The sequence below is a fragment of the Cryobacterium sp. LW097 genome (assembly GCF_002205495.2).
Taxonomy (GTDB): Bacteria; Actinomycetota; Actinomycetes; order Actinomycetales; family Microbacteriaceae; genus Cryobacterium; species Cryobacterium zongtaii.
The window spans coordinates 982,992-1,002,781 of the sequence record NZ_CP021992.1 but is presented as its reverse complement, the minus strand read 5'-3'; the positions used below and the strand labels follow the sequence as shown (position 1 = coordinate 1,002,781).

The window sequence follows — 19,790 nt, the reverse complement described above, 5'->3', positions numbered from 1 at the left end:
GGCCCCGCTCAGATGACGGGGGGCCGGCCCGCGCGGGTCATCCGCCAGATGGTGCGGGTCGCCAGCGGACGGCGTTCGCCGGGGTCGGTGACCCACCCCTCCCACCAGCCACGGAACCAGGCCTTGAGGGCAGCCGGGTTGCGGGCTCCGCGGAGCACCTGGATCGCCGTCCAGGACCCCACGTAGAGCGGTATCAGCGGCAGTGGCAGGTTGCGCCGGGCGATCCAGACGCGGTTGCGGGCGTTGAGCCGGTAAAAATCGGCGTGCCGGGTGGGCAGGATCACCGGGTGGTTTGCCACCAGGTTGCCCGCGTACCAGGTGCGCAGGCCCTGGTCCCAGACCCGCCAGGCCAGCTCGATGCCCTCGTGGGCGTAGAAGAACGGTTCGGCCCAGCCGCCGGTGGCGTCGAAGACGGGTCTGGGCAGAAGCACAGCACCCTCCCACACCGAGAACACCGCGCTGGAGTGTGCGGCGTCGCCCTTGCGGATGCGTGGAATCCAGCGGCGTGGCGCGGTGAGGCCGGCCGGGTCGACGACCTGAGGCTGCAGCAGACCGATGCTGGGGTCGGCGCGCAGCACCCCTACGGCGTCGATCAGGAACCGGGGATCCGGCAGGCTGGCGTCGTCATCGAGGAAGAAAAGGTAGTCGCCGCCCACGTGCTCCACGCCGCGATTGCGGCCGGCGGGGATGCCCAGGTTCTCGGGCAGGGCGAGCGCGGCGACGACACTGGGCAGGCCTGTGGGCTGCCAGCCGTTGCCCACGCAGATGATGTCCAGCTGCACGTCTTCCTGGGCGAGCAGGCTGCGAATGCCGCGCTCGAGGTCGTCCGGGCGGCGGCCCTGGGTGAGCACGACCACACCGATGGTGACGGGCACGCTGTCGCCTGACTTCAGGACCGCACTCGCTTCGAGGCCATGATCGCCAGGAAGTGGCCGATCAGCGCTAGGAAAGCGAGGGGAACGAGGACGGCGAGGAAGACCCGGTCGGTGATCGGCTGACCGAGGACGAGGCCGATGACGGCGGCGACGAAGATCACCATCGTCATTTCCACCGAGTGGTACAGGCGGTGGAAGGGCAGGAACCGGGCCAGGCGGCGCAGGGTCGCGATCAGGCCGGCCTGCGGCACCTTCTCACCCTTGTTGTCGGCCAGCTTGGGCAGGCCGGCGTTGGCGCGGGCAACGTGCACCATGTCGTTGAGGGCCTTGTTGAGCACGATCAGCAGTGCCAGGGCCAGGCCCAGCGTGGTGAACAGGAAGTCGGCGGGTGCTTCGAACGGGTAGGCGGCGGCGCGGATGCCCAGCGCGATGGGGATCAGGGCCTCGGTCGAGTAGTGCCCGACCTTGTCGAGGAACACCCCGGCCGGTGACGACGTCCTACGCCAACGGGCGACCTCGCCGTCGCAGCAGTCGACGAGCATCTGCAGCTGGCCGAGCACCAGGGCCAGCAGGGCACCCCAGATGCCGGGAATGAGCAGCGCCGCGGCCGTGGACCAGCCGACGAGGATCATCAGGCCGGTGACGCCGTTGGCCGAGATGCGCGTCTTCAGCAGCAGCCAGGTGAGGTACGGCGACAGGTCACGCAGGTACAGCGACGCCGTCCAGTGCTCGGCGTTGGCGCGCATCCGCACCTCGGGAGGTTGCGCGACGGCACGAAGCTCGGCGATCGAAGAGGGCCGAGCCGTGTTGGGCGAACCAGACGTCATTGATGTCTTCCCGTGTGTGCCGAGATGTTGGTGGTGAGCTTGAGGTAACCGAGCAGGAATCCGATACCCCAGCAGAAGTGAATGCACGGCAAGACTACGAGAAACCAGAGCGCGACACGAACGCCGTCGGACCGGGTCGACGCAACAGTGGCCGCCACGACGATGAGCAGGTAGGCCAGCGGGGCCAGGAAACCCAGCAGCAGCCAGCCCGGTCCGCCCAGCAGGACCTGCACCAGGCCGGCGAGGCCGAGCAGGATGCCGATGGTGACGCCGAGCACCATCACGGGCGGGGCGAAGTAGCGCAGGCCGTTGGATTCGGGGAACCGGCGGGCCAGTTCGCCGCGCCACAGTCCGGTGGAGACCATCTGGCGGGCCAGGCGGGACAGGCTGGGCCGCGGCCGGTAGATGACCTTCAGCGCCGGGGTGAACCAGACCGAGCCACCGTGCTCGCGCAGGCGGCGGTTGAGTTCCCAGTCCTGGCCGCGCTTGATGCCCTCGTCGAACATGCCCACCCGCAGCAGGCTGTCACGGCGGAAGCAGCCGAGGTACACGGTCTCGGCTTCGCCCTCGGGGCCGCCGACGTGCAACGGAGTGCCGCCCAGGCCGATGCGGGTGCCGTAGGCGCGGGCGACGGCTTGCTGGAACGGGGCGGTGCCCTGGGCATCCATGATGCCGCCGACGTTGTCGGCGCCGGTGCGTTGAAGCGTCTCGACGGCGATGCGGGCGTAGTCGCGCGGAAGCACCGAGTGGGCGTCGACGCGGATCACGACAGGAAAGGTGGAGGCGCGAATGGCGATATTGAGGCCGGCCGGCGTCGACCCGACTTCATTGGCGACGACGCGGATGCGCGGATCCACCGCGGCCATCTCTTCGACGAGTTCGGTGGTGCCGTCGATGCTCGGCCCCAGGGCCAGGGTGACCTCGAACGGGCCGTCGTAGTCCTGCTCGAGCAGGCTCTGGACCGCCGCTCGTACATGGCTGGCCTCGTTGAGCACGGGCATGATGTACGAGACGCCGATCAGCACTGTGTCTGCGCTCTCGTGCACTGGGCTGGCCATCTTTCCACTCATTCGGGCAATCGCCTGAGCCTAGCAGCCGAGTCTTTTCACTCGGTCCGCGTTACCTGTGGCAGGCCTCCGAGCCGGCGGCCGCGGCCCCGGACACAACTGCGCCGCCGGTGCAGGACCGGCGGCGCGGGAGGAAGGAAGGAGCTGATCCGGGCTAGCTGGTGAGCTCGCCGACGGTGACCGACACCGTCACCGATTCACCTTCACGCACGTAGGTGAGGTCGGCGGTGGCACCGGCTGCGAGGGTACGCACCTGGGCGGTGAGGTCGGTCGCGTCGGTGATGGGAACACCGTTGAAATTGGTGACGACGTCACCGGCCTTCAGGCCGGCCTTCTGGGCGGCTCCGCCGGACGACACCTCGCTGATGAGGGCGCCGACGGTGTCGCTGTCGGTGCTGGTGGCGCCGGTGACGCTGGCGCCGAGCAGGCCGTGCGTGGCAGATCCGGTGTCGATGATCTCATCCGACACCCGCTTGGCCAGGTTGGCCGGGATCGAGAAGCCGACACCGATGCTCCCGGCGGTGGTGGCGGTCGAGCTGCCACCGGCGTTGGCGATGGCGACGTTGATGCCGATCAGTTCGCCCTTGCTGTTGAGCAGGGCTCCGCCGGAGTTGCCGGGGTTGATCGCGGCATCCGTCTGGATCACCGCGAGCGAGATGCTGCTCTGGGCGGCCTGGGTGTCCGGGGTGTCGGGGGTCGAACCGTCCCGGTTGGGCAGGTCGTAGTTGAAGAAGTTGCCGTCACCCTCGTCTGGCGTGGTCTCGTCGGGCGTGGTGGGTGCGGCGGAGGACGCCACGGTGATGCTGCGGTTCAGGGCGCTCACGATGCCGTTGGTGACGGTGCCGGACAGGCCGAGTGGCGCGCCGATTGCGATGGCGGTGTCGCCGACGTTGAGATCGCTCGAGTCCGCCCAGGTGATGGGCGTGAGGTCTGACGCGTCGGTGAGCTTGATCACGGCGAGGTCGGAAACCGGGTCGGTGCCGATCAGGGTGGCCGCGTACAGCTTGCCGTCGCTGGCCTTCACCTGGATGGTCGCGTCTGCGGCGGCGCCGTCGAGGGTGACGACGTGGGTGTTGGTCAGGACGTAACCGTCTTCGCTGAGGATGACGCCGGAGCCGGAGCCACCGGAGTCGCCCGCGGCGACCTCGATGGTGACGACACTGGGCGACGCCTTGGCGGCGACTGCGGTGATCTCGTTCACGCTGTCGGTGTTGTTGACGACCACCGTGCTCGGGCCCTGGGCCTCGCTGGCCGGGGTGCCGTTGCTCTGGCTCGAGTAGACGACAGCGGAAACACCGGCTGCGGAGACCCCGCCGACCAGGGCTGCGATGGCGAGCGCGGCGACGAAGGCCACGTTGCCTTTGCGGCGGTTGGGGTCCTTGGGCGCCTTCGGTGCACCCGACGGTTGCGCGGGGTAGCCGTTCGCGTTGGCGTAGGCCTGCTGCTGCGCCGGGGTGGGGGCGTAAATCGGGGTGGACCCGTCCGGGCCCGGAATCGGGCGGCCGAAGGCATCCGTGGGGTAGGCGGGGGGCGCCTGGGTGTACGGGTGCGTCGGCTGAGCTGCCTGAGCGTGCTGGGCTGCGGCCTGGTGCGCTGCTGCCTGCTGCGCGGCGGCCTGGTGCTCAGCTGCCGTGGGCGCCGGGGCAGCGACCGTGGCGTCTTCCGAACCGAGCACCTCGGTGGGCTGGTTGTCGGCGGCGCGTGGAACTGCGGGCTGTGCTGCGGTGGGCTGTGCTGCGGTGGGCTGTGCTGCGGTGGGTTGTGCTGCGGCTTCACCCGACGAGTTGACCTCGAACGGTGCGTTGTCCTGAGGCTGGTCGGGGGTGGTGCCCGGGTCCTGAGTGTTGTCGGTCATGGTGTGCTCCTTCCAAGCGAAGCTAGCTTCTCGCCTAAAGCTGAACGTTTGATATGCGCAGACTGGGAGCAATCAATGATGAAGCCGTGACCTTGCCCGGCTCGCGGAACGACGTGGTCCTGCAGCGGCCCGATGCCTCTCAGCAGCCGGGGCCGCCGGGGTTGCCGAGGCAGGACTCGGCCACAAGAACCGTGCCGGCGCGGTCGGCGATCGCGGTGATCGGGCGGGTGGGCACCAGCACCAGACCCTGCACGTCGCGCCATTCGGCACCGGCAAAGCGATACTCGGCCGAATATGACACGACCAGCCCGATCGACAGCGTGCCGGTGCTCTCGAACACGTGACTAGTTGAGGTTTCTGAGAACTCGGGAAGGTTCAGGGCCGCCCAGGTCGCCCCGCCCGAAGCCGACGTTCGCGACGCACCATCGCCGTAATCCCACCGGAATCCCACCGGGGTGAACCGCACCTCGGCCGAGGCGCCGAGGAGGGTCCCTGACCGGACGTGGGCCGACGCCGTGGCGAAGAAATTGGCCGGGACTCCGACGACGAGCCAACCGTTGGGTTCCATCCCCTGAGTGGGCGCGTCGGCCGGGATACTGACCAGGTCACTGACACGCACGACCAGATCCGGATCGCACGGCGTCTGAGGCTGGCACACCGGCACCGCGGGGTCGGCCGGCGCCACTATCGGTTGGCGCCTCGGACCAGTCCCCAGTCCGCCGGATGCGTCGCCCCGGTCGACGGGGACTCCCCCGGGAACCAGGCTGACGCCGTCAGGGAGCCCATCCCACTCGCCGCCTCCCGAGCCGCCACCGCCATCGCCGTCGCGGCCGTTGCCGGAACCAGACCCCTGACGTCCAGGCGTGTTGACCTCCCGGTCTGCGCTGAGGTCCACCCCGCGGTCGTCGACCGAGGCGTCCGGGCAGACGCCCACTTGGATTTCATCGACGGAGCATGTCCCCGTCGACGGCCTGACAAGCGCATGGACAGGCGGCGCCGGCAGCTGCGAAATGAATAATGCCAGCACGACGCCTAACAGAAGTTCTCGCCGGACCATACCTCTGACCTCGATATCTTCAGATCAATTGAAGCGGAAGATGCCACCTCGAACTCGACTTCCAGGGGCACGCGCAGCGGCCGGTCTGGTTTTGCAACTGATGAACCCTCGCTGTCGATGACGTCGCCCTGAGTGACGTCGAGACATAGGTACGTTCTGATTTGCTGCGAGCCAGCGTCGATATCCACGCTCTGAAGTCGCATTGAGTCGAAGGTTGTGATTCCGATTGCATGCCATCCGTTGGCTCGCCATTTCTCCATCGATTGCGCATCACCATCGTGCGCGGTTCCGGTGGAAAGGGACAGGTACTCATCCTCAGTGGAACCGTCGTCCGCCCAGAACGAGTCGCGGACCCTGAGGTAGTTCGCGTAGGCCTCGGTGGCCGCGGCGAGCGCCTCCTCGTCGGAAGCGAAGATGGGGGTGATCGTGGGCGTGGGCGACGGAGGCGCGGGCTTCGGCGCCGCCGTACAGCCCGCCGCACCCAACAGCAGACCACCCACACAGGCAGCAGTAGCCATCCGTCCGACACCTCGTCGCCCACCACCCACGATCACCATCCCGCCACCGTATGACAGCAGCCCTCCCCCGCGTGCAAGTTATCCACAACCCCGAACCCTGCCGTGGACCTGCATAACTCCGGCAACCCGTCGCTGGTCGCGCATCCGCACCGGTGTTCGCGGGGTGCGGTCTGACACGGAATCAGGAAGAGCAGGAGTTGCGCACACCCGCGGGGAATCCGGCTAGACGGGCGGGTGCGTGAGCTGGGCCGGCGGGATGTCGTAAATTTGGGGTATGCAGCAGGTCACCACATGACGATCGGCGGCGCCTGGCGTCGCACCGCCAGAGGCGCCGGGCTCCTCGCCGCCGACGGCACCGTTTCGGCCAGTATTTTCGCGGAAATGAGCGCGCTCGCCATGCGCACCGGCGCCATCAACCTGGGTCAGGGTTTTCCCGACGAGGACGGTCCTGCCGTCGTGCTCGAAGCCGCTCGTCAGGCCATCCGCGACGGCGTCAACCAGTACCCGCCCGGGCGGGGAGCACCGGTGCTGCTCGAGGCGATTGCGCGCCACCAGCAGCGCTTCTACGGGTTGACCGTCGACCCCGGCACCGAGGTTCTCGTCACCGCCGGCGCCACCGAGGCGCTCTCCGCCACCCTGCTGGCGCTGCTCGAACCGGGCGACGAGGTGGTGACCTTCGAGCCGTTCTACGACGCTTACGGCGGCCTGATCGCCCTGGCCGGCGGCGTGCATCACACGGTGCGGCTACACTCCCCCGATTTTCAGCCCGACCTGGATGAGCTGGCGGCTGTCGTGACCGACCGCACCCGGATCATCCTGATCAACAACCCGCACAACCCCACCGGCACGGTCTTCACCCGCGAGACCCTCGAACTGATCGTGGCGCTCGCGCATAAGCACGACGCCCTCATCGTGACCGACGAGGTCTACGAGCACCTCACCTTCGGCGTCGCCCACCTGCCGGTCGCGACCCTGCCCGGTGCCCGTGAGCGCACCGTCACGATCTCATCCGCCGGCAAGACCTTCAGCACGACGGGTTGGAAGATCGGCTGGTTGAGCGCCCCGGCGGCCATCGTCACGGCGATCCTCGCCGTCAAGCAGTTCCTCACCTATGTCAACGGCGCCCCGTTCCAGCCGGCCACGGCGATCGGACTCGATCTGCCCGACGCCTACTACTCCGGCATCGCCTCCGACCTGCAGGCCAAGCGTGATGTGCTGGCCGGCGGGCTCGGCGCGGCTGGGTTCACCCTCGCGGTGCCGCAGGGTTCGTATTTCATCGTGGCGGATGCCGCGCCCCTCGGCCATCCCGACGCCGTCGAGTTCTGCCGCGCGCTGCCCGATCTGGCCGGGGTGGTCGGGATCCCGATCTCGGCGTTCTGCCTGCCCGAGCACAAGGCGCAGTACGCGTCGCTCGTCCGGTTCGCGTTCTGCAAGCGCGTCGACGTGCTCGAGGACGCCGCCGCGCGTCTCGCCCACCTGTAGTCACCTCTCGGCGCACAAAACGGCCCCCTGCAGCAGGGGGCCGTTCGGTCTCAGCGCGCGGGCGCGCCGCGGGAGAGGCTAGCTCGCGTAGGCCGGGTAATCGGTGTACCCGACGGCATCCGGGCCGTAGAACGTGGCCGGGTTGGGCTCGTTGACCGGCAGGTTCTCCAGCCAGCGGCGCACGAGGTCGGGGTTGGCGATCACGGCACGACCGACGACGACACCGTCGCCGAGACCGTCGTCGAGCAGGGCGATGGCCTCCTCGCGGGTGGTCACGGCGCTGAAACCGGTGTTGACCAGCAGCGGGCCGCCGAACCGGCTGCGCAGCGTGCGCACCAGCTCGCCCGCGGGGTCGCGGTTCAGAACGCTGAGGTAGGCCAGTCCCAGCGGCGCCAGGCCGTCGACCAGGGCACCGTAGGAGGCCAGGACGTCGGCGTCGTCGGTCTCGACGGCATCCTGGATGTTGTGCTGGGGCGAAATGCGGATGCCCACCCTGTCGGCGCCGATCGCCGCGGCGACGGCCGTCACGACCTCGATCACGAACCGGGCCCGGTTCTCGGCGGAGCCGCCATAGATGTCATCGCGCTGATTGGAGGCCGGCGAGAGGAATTCGTGCAGCAGGTACCCGTTGGCGGAGTGGATTTCAACTCCGTCGAGGCCGGCCGCGACAGCGTTGCGGGACGCCTGCACGAAGCCGTCGATGATGCCGGGCAGGTCCTCGCCGGTCAGTGCGCGCGGCACCGGGTAGGGCAGCTTGCCCTTGTAGGTGTGGCTCTCGCCCTGGATGGCGATGGCGCTGGGGGCGACGATCTGGAGCCCTCCGGTGATCTCGGGATGGGAAACCCGACCGGCGTGCATGACCTGGGCCACGATGCGGCCACCGGAGGCGTGCACGGCGTCGGCGACCTTGGCCCAGCCGGCGATCTGTTCCGTGGTGACCAGGCCCGGCTGGCCTGGGAAGCCCTGGCCGGCCTTATCGGGGTAGACACCCTCTGACACGATCAAGCCGAGGGTGGCCCGCTGGCGATAGTGCTCGATGTTGAGCGCACCCGGGATGCCGTCAACCCCTGACCGCATCCGGGTCAACGGTGCCATGACCATTCGGTTGGGCAGTTCGAGGGCGCCGAGGTTCAGCGGGGTGAAAAGACTCACGTGGTGCTCCTTATATCTGTGGGATGGGGACGCAGTGGATGCGGCTGTGCCGCCGTTGTCGAACACGCGTCCCGTTCAGCAAACTCTGCGACCGGGCAGGGTATTCCGGCCGCGGCAAATGATCAGCCGGAACTCAGGCTTGGCCGGCCGCCAATCCGGGTCGCCGGCCGTACCGAACCCCTGTTATGAGCACCGCCACCGCCGTCCCGGCAGGTTTCGACACCGACCTGGGCTACTGCCCGTTTGCGCTGTCACACGACTCCGGCCGGCTGGGCCTGAGCACGAGCCTGATCGACACACCCCTCGGTCCGGTCGCGGTGCGGCATGGTCGGCGAACAGCGACGGGCTCCACCGGCACCGCGACGATCCTGCTGCACGGTGCGGCCGGATCGTGGACCACCTGGACGCCGCTGATCCGCGCTGCGGACCGGTTGCCCGCGCCCCCGCTCGAGAACCTGATCATCCCGGACCTGCCCGGCTGGGGCGACACTCCCCTGGCAATCGACGAAGACGCTGAGACCATTGAGTCCCTCGCCGCGGTCGTAGCCGAGATCGCGCGCGCCCTGGGGTATCGGCGTTGGCGGGTAATCGGGCACTCGCTGGGCGGGTTCGTCGCCCTCGAGCTCGCGGCGAGCAGACCCGGGCAGACGACCTTTGTCGGGCTGGTGTCCGCGACGACGTTCGGTGTCATCGACAGCGTGCGGCATCCGTTGTCCCGGTTCGCCGTGCTGCCCGGCTTCACGGCCCTGCTCGGCGTGATGAGGGTTCTCTCGGCGTGCGGCGCGGCCGGCCGCGGTCTGGCAGCCGGGCTGAATCGGCTGGGCTTGCTGCGCCCCGCGGTGGCTCCGTTGTTCAGCAACGTCCGCCGGGTCGACCGGAGCGTGCTGTCCGCTTTGGCCGCCGAGACGCGGCCACGCTCGTTCACCCTGGCCGCCGGCCGGGCCGGTCGTTACAACGCCGAGGCGTCCTGGGCCCGCATCGAGTGCCCGGTGCGGTCGGTGCACGGCGACCGTGATGTCTTCGTCGGAGACGACGACGACCGGCGCCTGGCCCGAGTGATCGCCGACCTCGAGGTCACGGTACTCACCGGCACCGGCCACTTCGGCCACGTCGAACGTCCGGTCGACACGCTCACGGCTCTGCATTCGCCCGAATTCCTTGCGCTTTGCCGGGCAGCAGAGGAGAGTTGAGGGATCCTCCGGTTCTTCTGTCAGTGCCCCATCATCGCTTTCACCCGTTCCCGGCACCGAGCGTGGCCAATCTGGAAGTGAACGTGAAAACTCATGGGCACCCTGTCCTACGACCGGGTCGTCGTTGAATTCGACGACAGGATCCTGACACATCTGCAAGTCGTGATCGTGCAGAAACTCCGCCGCGGCGAGAGCTTCCTTTTCTCCTGGCGCAACGCCATCGAGGTCGGCGACGGACGCAGTTCGGCATGGATGAATCCGGCGATACCGCTGTACTTCAAGTTCACCGGCGGCCACACCCCGACTCTCAACCCGGAGTGGATCGCACAGTTGACGCGCTCGGCCAACAGCTCGCAAGGGCTGATCGCCACCAGCGAAGAACGCGCCATCGATTCCAATCACGCGGGTGGGATGGATGTGTCGTTCGCGGTGAAGTCGGCCTCCGCGTTGCCGAAGTCGTCGGTGGCCGCGCCGGAATGAGCGCTTAGAGCGGCACCGTGCCGAAGCGGCGCAGGGCAACGGCGGGGTTGACCCGTCGCACCTCGGCAAGCCGGGCAGGGGAGATCCAGCCGACGGCCACATCCGTCGTTTCCCCGATCGTGACCAGCTCAACACCCATCGGGTCGACCACCATGCTCGCGCCGACGCCGCTTGGCGGCGCATGGTCGGCCGCCGCGAGATAGACGGTGTTCTCGAGTGCGCGCGCCGTGACCAGAGTGCGCCAGTGCTGCTCCTTGAGCGGTCCGCGCACCCACTCCGCGGGGACGAGCACAAGGTCGGCGCCGGCATCGACAAGACGGCGGGTGACCTCGGGGAATCTGATGTCGTAACAGGTCTGCAGGCCCACCGTGAGACCGGCAACGACGAAGGTCTCCGGCGCTTCGATGACACCGGCAAGCACCCTGTCGGATTCCCGTGACCCGAACGCGTCGTAGAGGTGCAGCTTGCGGTACCGCGCCACGACCAGCCCGGCGGGGTCGACGGCGACGAGAGTGTTCTGCACCCGGTGGGGGTCGTCGGTGCGCTCGAGCATGCCGGCCACGATGTGCACGCCCAGATCGGCGGCCAGGTGACCTAGCGCGGTCACAAACGGTCCGTCGAGCGCTTCGGCGGCGGCAACGGATGCGTCACCCAACCGGCTCTCGAAAAACGACGAATACTCGGGGAACACCACGATGCCCGCCCCGCGCGCCACGGCGGTACCGGCCAGCGAGCGCATCGCGGCCAGATTCGCCGCCTGATCAGCGCCGGGCGCGAACTGCGCCACGGCCACCCCGAGTTCGTCGCTCGCGCGCGCATCCACCATGTCGTCAGCCTAGCGGCGGCTTCCCAGCTTGCCGTCGGCAGGTCGCGAGCGAAGCGTCACGCAACGTGCCAGCATGAGACCCTGGTGCGAGCGAAGGGTGACGGATGAAGATCTTGGTCGTGGAGGACGATGACCAGATGGGTGCCCTCATCGAACGCGGACTGCAGGCCGAGGGGTACGAGACGGTGCGGGTCTCCACCGGGGTCGACGCACTCATCGCCCTCAATGGGGACGGCTTCGGCCTGGCCGCCATCGATGTGATGCTGCCCCAGATGTCGGGTTTTGAGATCTGCCGCCGCATCCGCGAGTCGGGCAACACCATGCCCGTGCTACTGCTGACCGCACGCGACACCGTCGACGACAGGGTTTTCGGCCTGGACAGCGGAGCCGACGATTACCTCACCAAGCCGTTTGCGTTCGCCGAGCTCTCCGCCAGGGTGCGTGCCCTGCTGCGCCGCCGGTCGATGGGCGCCCCGACCACGGTGGAGATCGGCAACATAGTGCTGGACTCCCGCGACCTGCGGGTGACCGTGGCCGGGCGTGCGGTGTCGATGAGCCCCAAAGAGGTGGCGTTGCTTCGACTGCTCTGCAGCAGGGCCGGCACCACGGTCGACCGCACCACCATTCTCGAAGAGATCTGGAACGGCACGAACCACATCGACCCCAACATCGTCGACCAGTACATCAGCTATCTGCGCCGCAAGATCGATACCGATGCCGCGGGCGTGCGCATCGTCACCGTGCGAGGCACCGGTTACGCCGTGGAGCTCGCCGGATGAGGCGGCCCTCCCGGTGAGTGGCCCCCGGGGCATCTGGTTGCCCGCGCTGTCGATCCGCGCGCGCATCACCTTGGGAAGCCTCCTCGTCGCGACCCTGTTGTTCAGCACCGCCGCATTCTTCGTCCGCCTCGAGGTGCAATCGATTCTCACCGATTCGAACGAGACCATGCTGCGCAACGACGCCGAGTCCCTGCTGGGTCAGCTCGCGACGAACCCCGCCGAGGCCATCCAGAGCCCGAGCGAGGGCCAGCTGCTGGCCATCGTCGACCCGACCGGGACGGTACGGAAGTCGTCGCTGCCGCGCAGCCTGGACCGGCAGCTCGACGCCCTGATCGAATTGGGCGCCGAACCGCAGACCGTGACCACCCCCGCCGCCACCTACCTGGTCTCGGCGACGCCGGTGAGCTCGGATTCGGGCGACTGGCTCGTCATAGCCGCCCGCAGCCAGCAGGCCCCCACCCTGCTGCTCGATGAGCTCACCGGGGTGCTCGTGCTGGGCACGGTGATCCTCACCGCCGGGTTCGGACTGGCCTCCTGGCTGCTCACCGGCGCGGCGCTTCGCCCGGTGACCCGCCTGCGTGAGGAAGCCGAGAGTCTGAGCACGACGGGCTCCTCGGCGCAGCTGCGGGTTCCAGCCGGCAAGGACGAGGTGAGCGAGCTCGCCCGAACCCTCAACGACTTCATCAAGCGGCTCCGGCGCGGCGTGGACCGCGAAAAACAGATCGTGTCGGATGCGAGTCACGAACTGCGCACCCCGCTCGCGGTACTTCAGGCGCAGCTCGAGCTGGCCCACCTCGACTCCGGCGATGCCCCTGCTCTCGAGCGCGACATCCGAGACGCATCGGCAACAGCCGGACGCCTGAGCCGGCTGGCAACCAATCTGCTCGAGCTGAGCAAGCTGGAGAGTGTGCAGTCGCCGCCCGAGACGGACTGGACCGGTCTGGTCGACGAGATCACGGCGTCGGTCGACCGGGCGCGGGTGGTGCGGGACGGCCACGAACTCGAGGTCGTCTACCGCATCGACGATGACGACCCGGAGGGTCGCTACGGCGTCTCGGCCACGAATATGGGCCAGCTCCTCGACAACCTCATCTCGAACGCCGTCACGGCGATGGCGGGCCACGGCGGCGTCACCGTGTCACTCTCCCGCTCAGGCTCCGGCGCGCTGATCACCGTGATCGACACCGGCCCCGGCCTGCCGGAGGATTTCATTCCGCTGGCGTTCGACAGATTCTCCAGGCCGGACAACGCCCGGTCAAGCAGCTCCGGCGGATCGGGCCTGGGTCTGGCCATTGTGCACGCCATCGTCGAGCGCGCCAACGGCACGGTCCTGCTGCGCAACACCGGCAGCGGACTCGCAGTCGAGATCCGGCTGCCGCGGCACGTTCCCTAGCGGCACTTTGGGAACCTTCCAGGTCACCGAGGCCCCTCGTCGGTAAACGTTGGAGGGTTCTAGGGTCTGGAGGTGACGACTGTTCTCGCCTCTCCGCTCGTCGAGGCCCCGGAGCCGACGAGACACGGTCGGCGCGGCTTCGCCGCTACCGCGGCCCTGCTCGGCCTGGTCGGCTTCCTGGTGTCGGTGGCCGGGTCCTGGCAGCCGTCCTACTGGGGTGACGAGGCAGCCAGCGTGCTCTCCGCCGAGCGGTCGCTTCAGTCGCTGTTCCGGATGCTCGGCACGGTCGATGCCGTGCACGGTGTCTACTATCTGCTTCTGCACGGCTGGATCGACGTGTTCGGGGCGTCGGAGTTCGCTACCCGACTACTCAGCGCCCTGTCCATCGGCGCCGCGACGGCCGGCACCGCCGTCTTGGCCCGGATGCTCGTCAACCCGCGCGTCGCCCTGTTCGCCGCCCTCGTCTTCGCTGTGCTCCCCCGAGTGACGTATATGGGCGCTGAGGCCCGGTCCACGGCCCTGGCCACCATGATCGCGGTGTGGTGCACAGTGCTCCTCGTGCACATCGTGCGGTCCAGGCCCACCACTGCCACACTGACCCTGGCGCTCTGGGCCGGCTACGCGGCGCTGCTGGCCGCGGGCATCACCGTATTCGTTTACATCGCGCTGCTGGTGCCGGTGCACGGGCTCGTGGTGACTCTGCTGACCCGGCACAGCCCACGCGTCACCGTGCTGACGTGGGCCGGCGGGGTGGGCGCCGCGCTGGCGGTGGCCTCACCGATCATCATCCTGGCCCACACCCAGCGTGACCAGATCGCCTTCCTGGCCCGACGCGCACAGGCCAGCCCGCTCGACGCCGCCGTCCAGCAGTGGTTCGACACTCCGGCCCTGGCCGCCCTCGCCTGGCTGTTGATCGCGGTCGGCTGCCTGACCGCGTTCGTCCCCCGGTTCCAGGGCGTCGGCGTGAACGCCGGGCCCGGGCGGGTGCCGCGGGCCGAACTGGTCGTCCTGCTGGCCTGGCTGGTCGTGCCGAGTACCACCCTGCTGATCGGCACCAACCTGATCACGCCGATGTACGCCTATCGGTACCTTTCGATCTGCGCGCCGGCGGCCGCCATCCTGATGGCCGTGGGCATCGTGGGGCTTCGGCCGTTCTGGGCTCGGGCGATTGCCCTGCTGCTCGTGGTGACCCTCGCGGCGCCCGGCTATCTCGCGCAACGCTCGGACTTCGCGAAGGACCACGGCAGCGACTGGCGCCAGACGGCCGACATCCTGCGCGCAGAGGCCCGACCACGCGATGCCGTCGTCTTTGACGAGAGCACCAGGCCATCGCGGCGCCCGCGCCTGGCCGGGCACCTCTATCCGGCGGCGTTCGTCGGGCTGAACGACATCACCCGCGACGAGTCGTTCGAGAACACCGACGGGCTGTGGGACCGCACACTCCCGCTCGAGGTGGCCGCCTTCCGGCTGGCTGCAACCGACAGAGTCTGGCTCCTGCAGAATGTCGGGAGCCGGGGAACGGCGACCGGAACCGACCTTGCCGTGCTCCGCGAGGCGGGTTTCTCCATCGTGTCGTCCCGCACGATCAACCGCACCATCCTCATCGAAATGACGAGGTTGACGATGCCGTGAGCCCGGGGTGTGACTTCTGGTCACGATGACTATATGATGGACCTCACGTTAGAGTCATATTGACCTTTACTCGAGGGATGCCCGATGACCGATCTACACCCGCCTGTGCTTGCGGTTTCGACGGTCATTTTCGCGCTCCGGCCCGACGTCGAGTCCGGCTTCATGACGCTCTGGCTTCCCCTGGTCCGTCGCACCAGGGACCCGTACCTGGGCCTGTGGGCGCTGCCGGGTGGCTGGCTGCCGCCCGAGGAGGAGCTCTCCACCGCCGCGGCCAGCACCCTGCGGGAAACCACCGGACTCTCCCCCAAGTACCTCGAGCAGCTGTACACCTTCGGCGATCTCAGCCGTTCCCCGGGCAGCCGCGTCGTCTCGATCGTGTACTGGGCTCTGGTGCAGTCCACCGAGGCCGACCTCGCCGCCGTCGATGAGAACGTGCAGTGGTTCCCGGCCGACCGGCTGCCCGAGCTCGCGTTCGACCACAACCACATCGTCGAGTACGCGCTATGGCGTCTGCGCACCAAGGTGGAATACTCCCGCATCGCGCACGCCTTCCTCGGCGAGACATTCACCCTGGCCCAGCTGCGCGACGTACACGAGGCGGTCCTGCGCCGGGCACTCGACCCGGCGAACTTCCGCCGCATGATCGAGTCGACGGGGACCGTCGTCGACACCGGGCTCCGCCTGGCCGGGGTACCGCACCGGCCGCCGCGGCTCTACCGCTACAACGACTCCCACTCCATCGCCGAGGGGCCCCTGGGCTCCACGGTCGGCTGGCCCGAAACTCCCCTCCAAACCACCCCGCACTCCCCGAGGAGCACGACATGACCATCGCATCGGTCGACCGCACCATCCGTCTGATCAGCACGGGCAAGAGCACGGGCAGCACCTGCACCCCCGACCTCGCCGTCGACCCGTGGTACTTCGACGACAAGGCCCCCGGCTACGGGCCCGGCTCCTCGATGGGCGACGTCATCCCCACCGGATCCCCCCGCCAGGGCGAGCTGCCCGCGCGCTACCGCACGGCATCCAACGGCGAACTGGGCGACTGGATCCGCGCTGCCAAGGCCACCCTGGGCGACCGTGTTGTGGTGCTCGGCCACTTCTACCAGCGCGAAGAGGTGCTGCAGCACGCCGACTTCATCGGCGACTCCTTCCAGCTCGCCGTGGCCACCCAGAGCCGGCCGGATGCCGAAGCCATCGTCTTCTGCGGCGTGCACTTCATGGCCGAGACCGCCGACCTGCTCTCCCGCCCCGAGCAGGCCGTGATCCTGCCCAACCTCGCCGCCGGCTGCTCGATGGCCGACATGGCCGACATCGACTCCGTCACCGAGTGCTGGGAACAGCTCGAAGAGCTCTACGGCACCGAACCGGATGCCGACGGGCGCGTCCCGGTGATCCCGGTCACCTACATGAACTCCTCCGCGGCGCTCAAGGGCTTCTGCGGCGAGCACGGCGGTATTGTCTGCACCTCCTCGAACGCCGAGACCGTGCTGAAGTGGGCCTTCGAGCGCGGCCAGCGGGTGCTGTTCTTCCCCGACCAGCACTTGGGCCGCAATACCGCCAAGGCCATGGGCGTTCCCCTCGAGCGGATGCCGATGTGGAACCCGCGCAAGGCCCTCGGCGGCAACACCGAGGCCGAACTCGAGAACTCGCAGGTGATCCTCTGGCACGGCTTCTGCAGCGTGCACCGCCGCTTCACCGTCGAGCAGATCGAGACTGCCCGCGTTGAGCACCCGGGCGTGCGCGTGATCGTGCACCCCGAGTGCCCGATGGCGGTCGTGGATGCGGCAGATGAATACGGTTCCACCGACTACATCGCCAAGGCCATCGCGGCCGCACCGGCCGGGTCGACGTTCGCGATCGGCACCGAGATCAACCTCGTGCAGCGCCTCGCCGCCCAGTACCCGCAGCACACCATCTTCTGCCTCGACCCTGTCGTCTGCCCGTGCTCCACCATGTACCGCATCCACTCCGGCTACCTGGCCTGGGTACTCGAGGCTCTCGTGGGCGGCGACGGCGTGCCGGCGGAGGTGCTCAACCGCATCACGGTCGCCGACGACGTCGCCGGGCACGCCAGGGTGGCGCTCGAACGGATGCTCGCCGCCAAGCCGCCCGCCGCCGGTCCCGTCGCCCCCGTCGTGACCGGAGCCTGACCATGACGCGCGTGCTGGTCGTCGGCAGCGGCCTCGCCGGGCTGATCGCCGCGGTGCGGGCAACCGATGCCGGCCACCGGGTGACCCTGGTGACCAAGGCCGCCCTTTCCGACAGCAACACCCGCTACGCCCAAGGCGGCATCGCCGCGGCGTTGTTCCCCGACGACTCCACCGACGCGCACATCCTCGACACCCTGCGCGCCGGCGCCGGACTCTGCGACCCCGCTGCCGTGCGGGTGCTCTGCGAGGAAGGCCCGGCCCGGGTGCGCGACCTGATCCGGTTCGGCGTCGATTTCGACCGCGACGAATCGGGCATCACCCGTGGGCTCGAGGCCGCGCACTCCAGGTCCAGGGTGTTGCACGCCGGCGGCGACGCCACCGGCGCCGCCATCGAGACCGCCCTGGTGGCCACTGTGCAGGAGCGGGCCAAGCGCGCCCACGCCCTCGGCGGCGACCAGATCACCATCCACGAACACACCATGCTCGTCGACCTGATCGTGACCGACGGCCCCGGCACGGTCCGGGTGACCGGCGCGATGCTGCTCGGGCCGGACGGCACCCAGCACGCGGTCGCCGCCGACGCCGTGATCCTCGCCACCGGAGGTGCGGGAGCGTTGTACCGGCACACGACCAACCCGGCCATCGCCACCGGCGACGGTGTCGCCGCCGCCTGGCGGGCCGGCGCTGCCGTCGCCGACGTCGAGTTCTACCAGTTCCACCCGACCGCGCTCGCGGTGCCCGGCACCCCGCTGGTGTCGGAGGCCGTTCGCGGCGAGGGCGCCGTGCTGCTCACCAGCACCGGTGAACGGTTCATGCCGGCCATCCACCCGGATGCCGAGCTCGCGCCCCGCGACATCGTGGCGCGCAGCATCGCCGCCCAGATGAAAAAGCAGGGCGGCGCCCCGGTGCTGCTGGACGCCACCGGGCTCGGCCGTGACCTGCTCGAGAGCCGGTTCCCCACCATCACGGCCGCCTGCCGCGCCGCCGGGCTGGACTGGGCGGTGCAACCGATTCCGGTCGCTCCGGCCGCGCACTACTGGATGGGCGGAGTCGCCACCGACGGCTGGGGCCGCACCTCGCTGGCCGGCCTCTACGCGGTGGGTGAGGTGGCCCGCACCGGAGCGCACGGCGCGAACCGGCTGGCATCCAACTCGTTGCTCGAAGCCGCTGTCTTCGCCGATCGGGCCGTGCGCGCGCTCGACGCTGAGGAGCAGCTACCGCCGCTGTTCGACGACCTCGAGGCAGTTGCCGAACTCGGCAGCGACCCGGATGAGGCCGGCACGCTCGTCGAGCGCAGCACCCTGCAGGAGCTGCTCTGGGAGGCCGCCGGAGTGCACAGGTCCGGCTCTGGCCTGACCCGGGCCGCCGTGACCCTGGCCGGGTGGCGGGCCGTCGACCGGGGCCGGGCCACTGTCGCCGAGCTCGAGACGGGCAACCTGCTCGACCTCGGCCGCCTGATCGTGGCCGCAGCCCTGGCCCGCGAGGAATCCCGCGGCGCCCACCACCGCGCTGACTTCCCAGACAGCCGCCCGGAACTCGCCCGGCCGCGCTTCACCCGGCACCCGGCGTCAACCCGCCCTCTTCTCACAGTTCCATCGCAGCCTTCGGAGGCCATCGCATGCTGACCACACACGCCATCGACACCGTCGTGCGGGCCGCCCTCGACGAGGACGCCCCGTGGGGCGACCTCACCAGCGAGATGCTGATCCCCGCCGACGCCGTCGCCACCGCCCAGCTGGTGGCCAGGGAAGCCGGCGTGTTCAGCGGCGGGGCCGTGTTCGCTGCGGCGTTCCGACTGGTCGACCCACGCATCGCGGTGCACCTCCACGTCACCGACGGCGCCGCCTTCGCTGCGGGCGACCTGCTCGCCGAGGCGTCCGGCCCGGCCCGCGGCATCCTGCAGGCCGAACGGATCGGACTGAACTTCGTGCAGCGGATGAGCGGCATCGCCGCCCTCACCGCCCGGTACGTGTCTGAGACCGCCGGCACCGCGGCCCGCATCGTCGACACCCGCAAAACCACACCCGGCCTGCGCGCGTTCGAACGCCAGGCCGTGCGCGACGGTGGCGGCCACAACCACCGGTTCAGCCTCTCCGACGCCGTGATGGCCAAGGACAACCACCTTGCTGTGCTGAGCGCCGGCGGCATCGGCCTCACCGAGGCGCTGCTGGCCGTACGCGCCAAGCTCTCGCACACCACCCACTTCGAGGTCGAGGTGGATACCCTCGAGCAGATCGAACCCGTGCTCGCGGCCGGCATCGATACGATCATGCTCGACAATTTCGACGCCGACAGCCTCCGCGAGGGCGTGCGCCTGGTCGCCGGCCGGGCCATCGTGGAGGCCAGCGGCGGCGTCTCGCTCGACACCGTCAGACGCATCGCGGAGTCCGGCGTCGACGTCATCTCGGTGGGCGCCCTCACCCACAGCGTTCGCTCGCTCGACCTAGGCCTGGACGTGGTGATCCTCACCGAGGATTGACCACCCCTTCCCCGAACCCGGAGCA

General features: G+C 69.1%; 18 protein-coding genes. 10 read left to right on the top strand and 8 right to left on the bottom strand.

Annotated elements, in window-relative coordinates:
- Window positions 1-8: 8 nt before the first annotated feature.
- The 6 genes from B7495_RS04620 to B7495_RS04595 all read right to left on the bottom strand — a co-directional run bounded on the left by B7495_RS04620 (window position 9) and on the right by B7495_RS04595 (window position 6,199).
- On the bottom strand, window positions 9-875 hold the full coding sequence (locus tag B7495_RS04620; protein WP_088455540.1) for a glycosyltransferase family 2 protein: 867 nt from the start codon (window positions 873-875) through the stop codon (window positions 9-11).
- A 14-nt stretch (window positions 876-889) separates the two neighbouring features.
- Window positions 890-1,702, bottom strand: coding sequence for a CDP-alcohol phosphatidyltransferase family protein (locus B7495_RS04615; RefSeq protein WP_088455539.1), 813 nt, complete (start codon window positions 1,700-1,702; stop codon window positions 890-892).
- Complete coding sequence (locus B7495_RS04610) at window positions 1,699-2,760, bottom strand: glycosyltransferase family 2 protein (RefSeq protein ID WP_240632396.1); 1,062 nt, start codon at window positions 2,758-2,760, stop codon at window positions 1,699-1,701. The genes B7495_RS04615 and B7495_RS04610 overlap by 4 nt, the downstream gene beginning before the upstream one ends.
- Window positions 2,761-2,923: 163 nt before the next feature.
- Window positions 2,924-4,624 carry a S1C family serine protease gene (locus B7495_RS04605; RefSeq protein WP_088455538.1) on the bottom strand — a complete coding sequence of 567 codons (1,701 nt, stop codon included), beginning with the start codon at window positions 4,622-4,624 and terminating at the stop codon, window positions 2,924-2,926.
- A gap of 139 nt (window positions 4,625-4,763) precedes the next feature.
- Window positions 4,764-5,309 carry a hypothetical protein gene (locus B7495_RS04600; protein WP_134497053.1) on the bottom strand — a complete coding sequence of 182 codons (546 nt, stop codon included), beginning with the start codon at window positions 5,307-5,309 and terminating at the stop codon, window positions 4,764-4,766.
- 347 nt (window positions 5,310-5,656) lie between these two features.
- Window positions 5,657-6,199 (bottom strand): hypothetical protein, encoded by a 543-nt coding sequence (locus B7495_RS04595; RefSeq protein WP_088455536.1) that lies wholly within the window; start codon window positions 6,197-6,199, stop codon window positions 5,657-5,659.
- 291 nt (window positions 6,200-6,490) lie between these two features.
- Between B7495_RS04595 and B7495_RS04590 the strand changes: the two genes are divergently transcribed.
- Window positions 6,491-7,681, top strand: coding sequence for an aminotransferase class I/II-fold pyridoxal phosphate-dependent enzyme (locus tag B7495_RS04590; protein ID WP_088455535.1), 1,191 nt, complete (start codon window positions 6,491-6,493; stop codon window positions 7,679-7,681).
- Between the two features lie 78 nt (window positions 7,682-7,759).
- Here B7495_RS04590 and B7495_RS04585 read toward each other — a convergent pair whose 3' ends face one another.
- Complete coding sequence (locus B7495_RS04585; RefSeq protein WP_088455534.1) at window positions 7,760-8,833, bottom strand: alkene reductase; 1,074 nt, start codon at window positions 8,831-8,833, stop codon at window positions 7,760-7,762.
- Window positions 8,834-9,018: 185 nt separating this feature from the next.
- On the opposite strand from B7495_RS04585, the gene B7495_RS04580 reads away from it, so the two are divergent.
- Window positions 9,019-10,023: an alpha/beta fold hydrolase gene (locus B7495_RS04580; RefSeq protein WP_088455533.1), complete on the top strand. Its 1,005-nt coding sequence runs from the start codon at window positions 9,019-9,021 to the stop codon at window positions 10,021-10,023.
- A gap of 93 nt (window positions 10,024-10,116) precedes the next feature.
- A complete protein-coding gene (locus B7495_RS04575) occupies window positions 10,117-10,503 on the top strand; it encodes an ATP-dependent DNA ligase (protein WP_240632395.1) in 387 nt (128 codons plus the stop codon).
- Window positions 10,504-10,507: 4 nt separating this feature from the next.
- Here the strand turns inward: B7495_RS04575 and B7495_RS04570 are convergent, their stop codons facing one another.
- Window positions 10,508-11,329, bottom strand: a complete 822-nt coding sequence (locus B7495_RS04570; RefSeq protein ID WP_088455532.1) for a carbon-nitrogen hydrolase family protein — start codon at window positions 11,327-11,329, stop codon at window positions 10,508-10,510.
- Between the two features lie 104 nt (window positions 11,330-11,433).
- On the opposite strand from B7495_RS04570, the gene B7495_RS04565 reads away from it, so the two are divergent.
- The 7 genes from B7495_RS04565 to nadC all read left to right on the top strand — a co-directional run bounded on the left by B7495_RS04565 (window position 11,434) and on the right by nadC (window position 19,765).
- Window positions 11,434-12,108 (top strand): response regulator transcription factor, encoded by a 675-nt coding sequence (locus B7495_RS04565; RefSeq protein WP_088455531.1) that lies wholly within the window; start codon window positions 11,434-11,436, stop codon window positions 12,106-12,108.
- A 13-nt stretch (window positions 12,109-12,121) separates the two neighbouring features.
- Window positions 12,122-13,501 (top strand): HAMP domain-containing sensor histidine kinase, encoded by a 1,380-nt coding sequence (locus B7495_RS04560; protein ID WP_165788011.1) that lies wholly within the window; start codon window positions 12,122-12,124, stop codon window positions 13,499-13,501.
- A 72-nt stretch (window positions 13,502-13,573) separates the two neighbouring features.
- The gene (locus tag B7495_RS04555; RefSeq protein ID WP_088455529.1) at window positions 13,574-15,133 is read left to right on the top strand and encodes a glycosyltransferase family 39 protein; all 1,560 of its coding nucleotides are present in this window, start codon (window positions 13,574-13,576) and stop codon (window positions 15,131-15,133) included.
- 84 nt (window positions 15,134-15,217) lie between these two features.
- Window positions 15,218-15,958: an NUDIX domain-containing protein gene (locus B7495_RS04550; protein WP_088455528.1), complete on the top strand. Its 741-nt coding sequence runs from the start codon at window positions 15,218-15,220 to the stop codon at window positions 15,956-15,958.
- Window positions 15,955-17,286 (top strand): quinolinate synthase NadA, encoded by a 1,332-nt coding sequence (gene nadA / locus B7495_RS04545; protein ID WP_088455527.1) that lies wholly within the window; start codon window positions 15,955-15,957, stop codon window positions 17,284-17,286. The genes B7495_RS04550 and nadA overlap by 4 nt, the downstream gene beginning before the upstream one ends.
- Window positions 17,287-17,288: 2 nt before the next feature.
- The gene (nadB, locus tag B7495_RS04540) at window positions 17,289-18,911 is read left to right on the top strand and encodes an L-aspartate oxidase (protein WP_088455526.1); all 1,623 of its coding nucleotides are present in this window, start codon (window positions 17,289-17,291) and stop codon (window positions 18,909-18,911) included.
- On the top strand, window positions 18,905-19,765 hold the full coding sequence (gene nadC / locus B7495_RS04535) for a carboxylating nicotinate-nucleotide diphosphorylase (RefSeq protein WP_088455525.1): 861 nt from the start codon (window positions 18,905-18,907) through the stop codon (window positions 19,763-19,765). Before nadB ends, nadC begins: the two co-directional genes overlap by 7 nt.
- Window positions 19,766-19,790 lie beyond the last annotated feature (25 nt).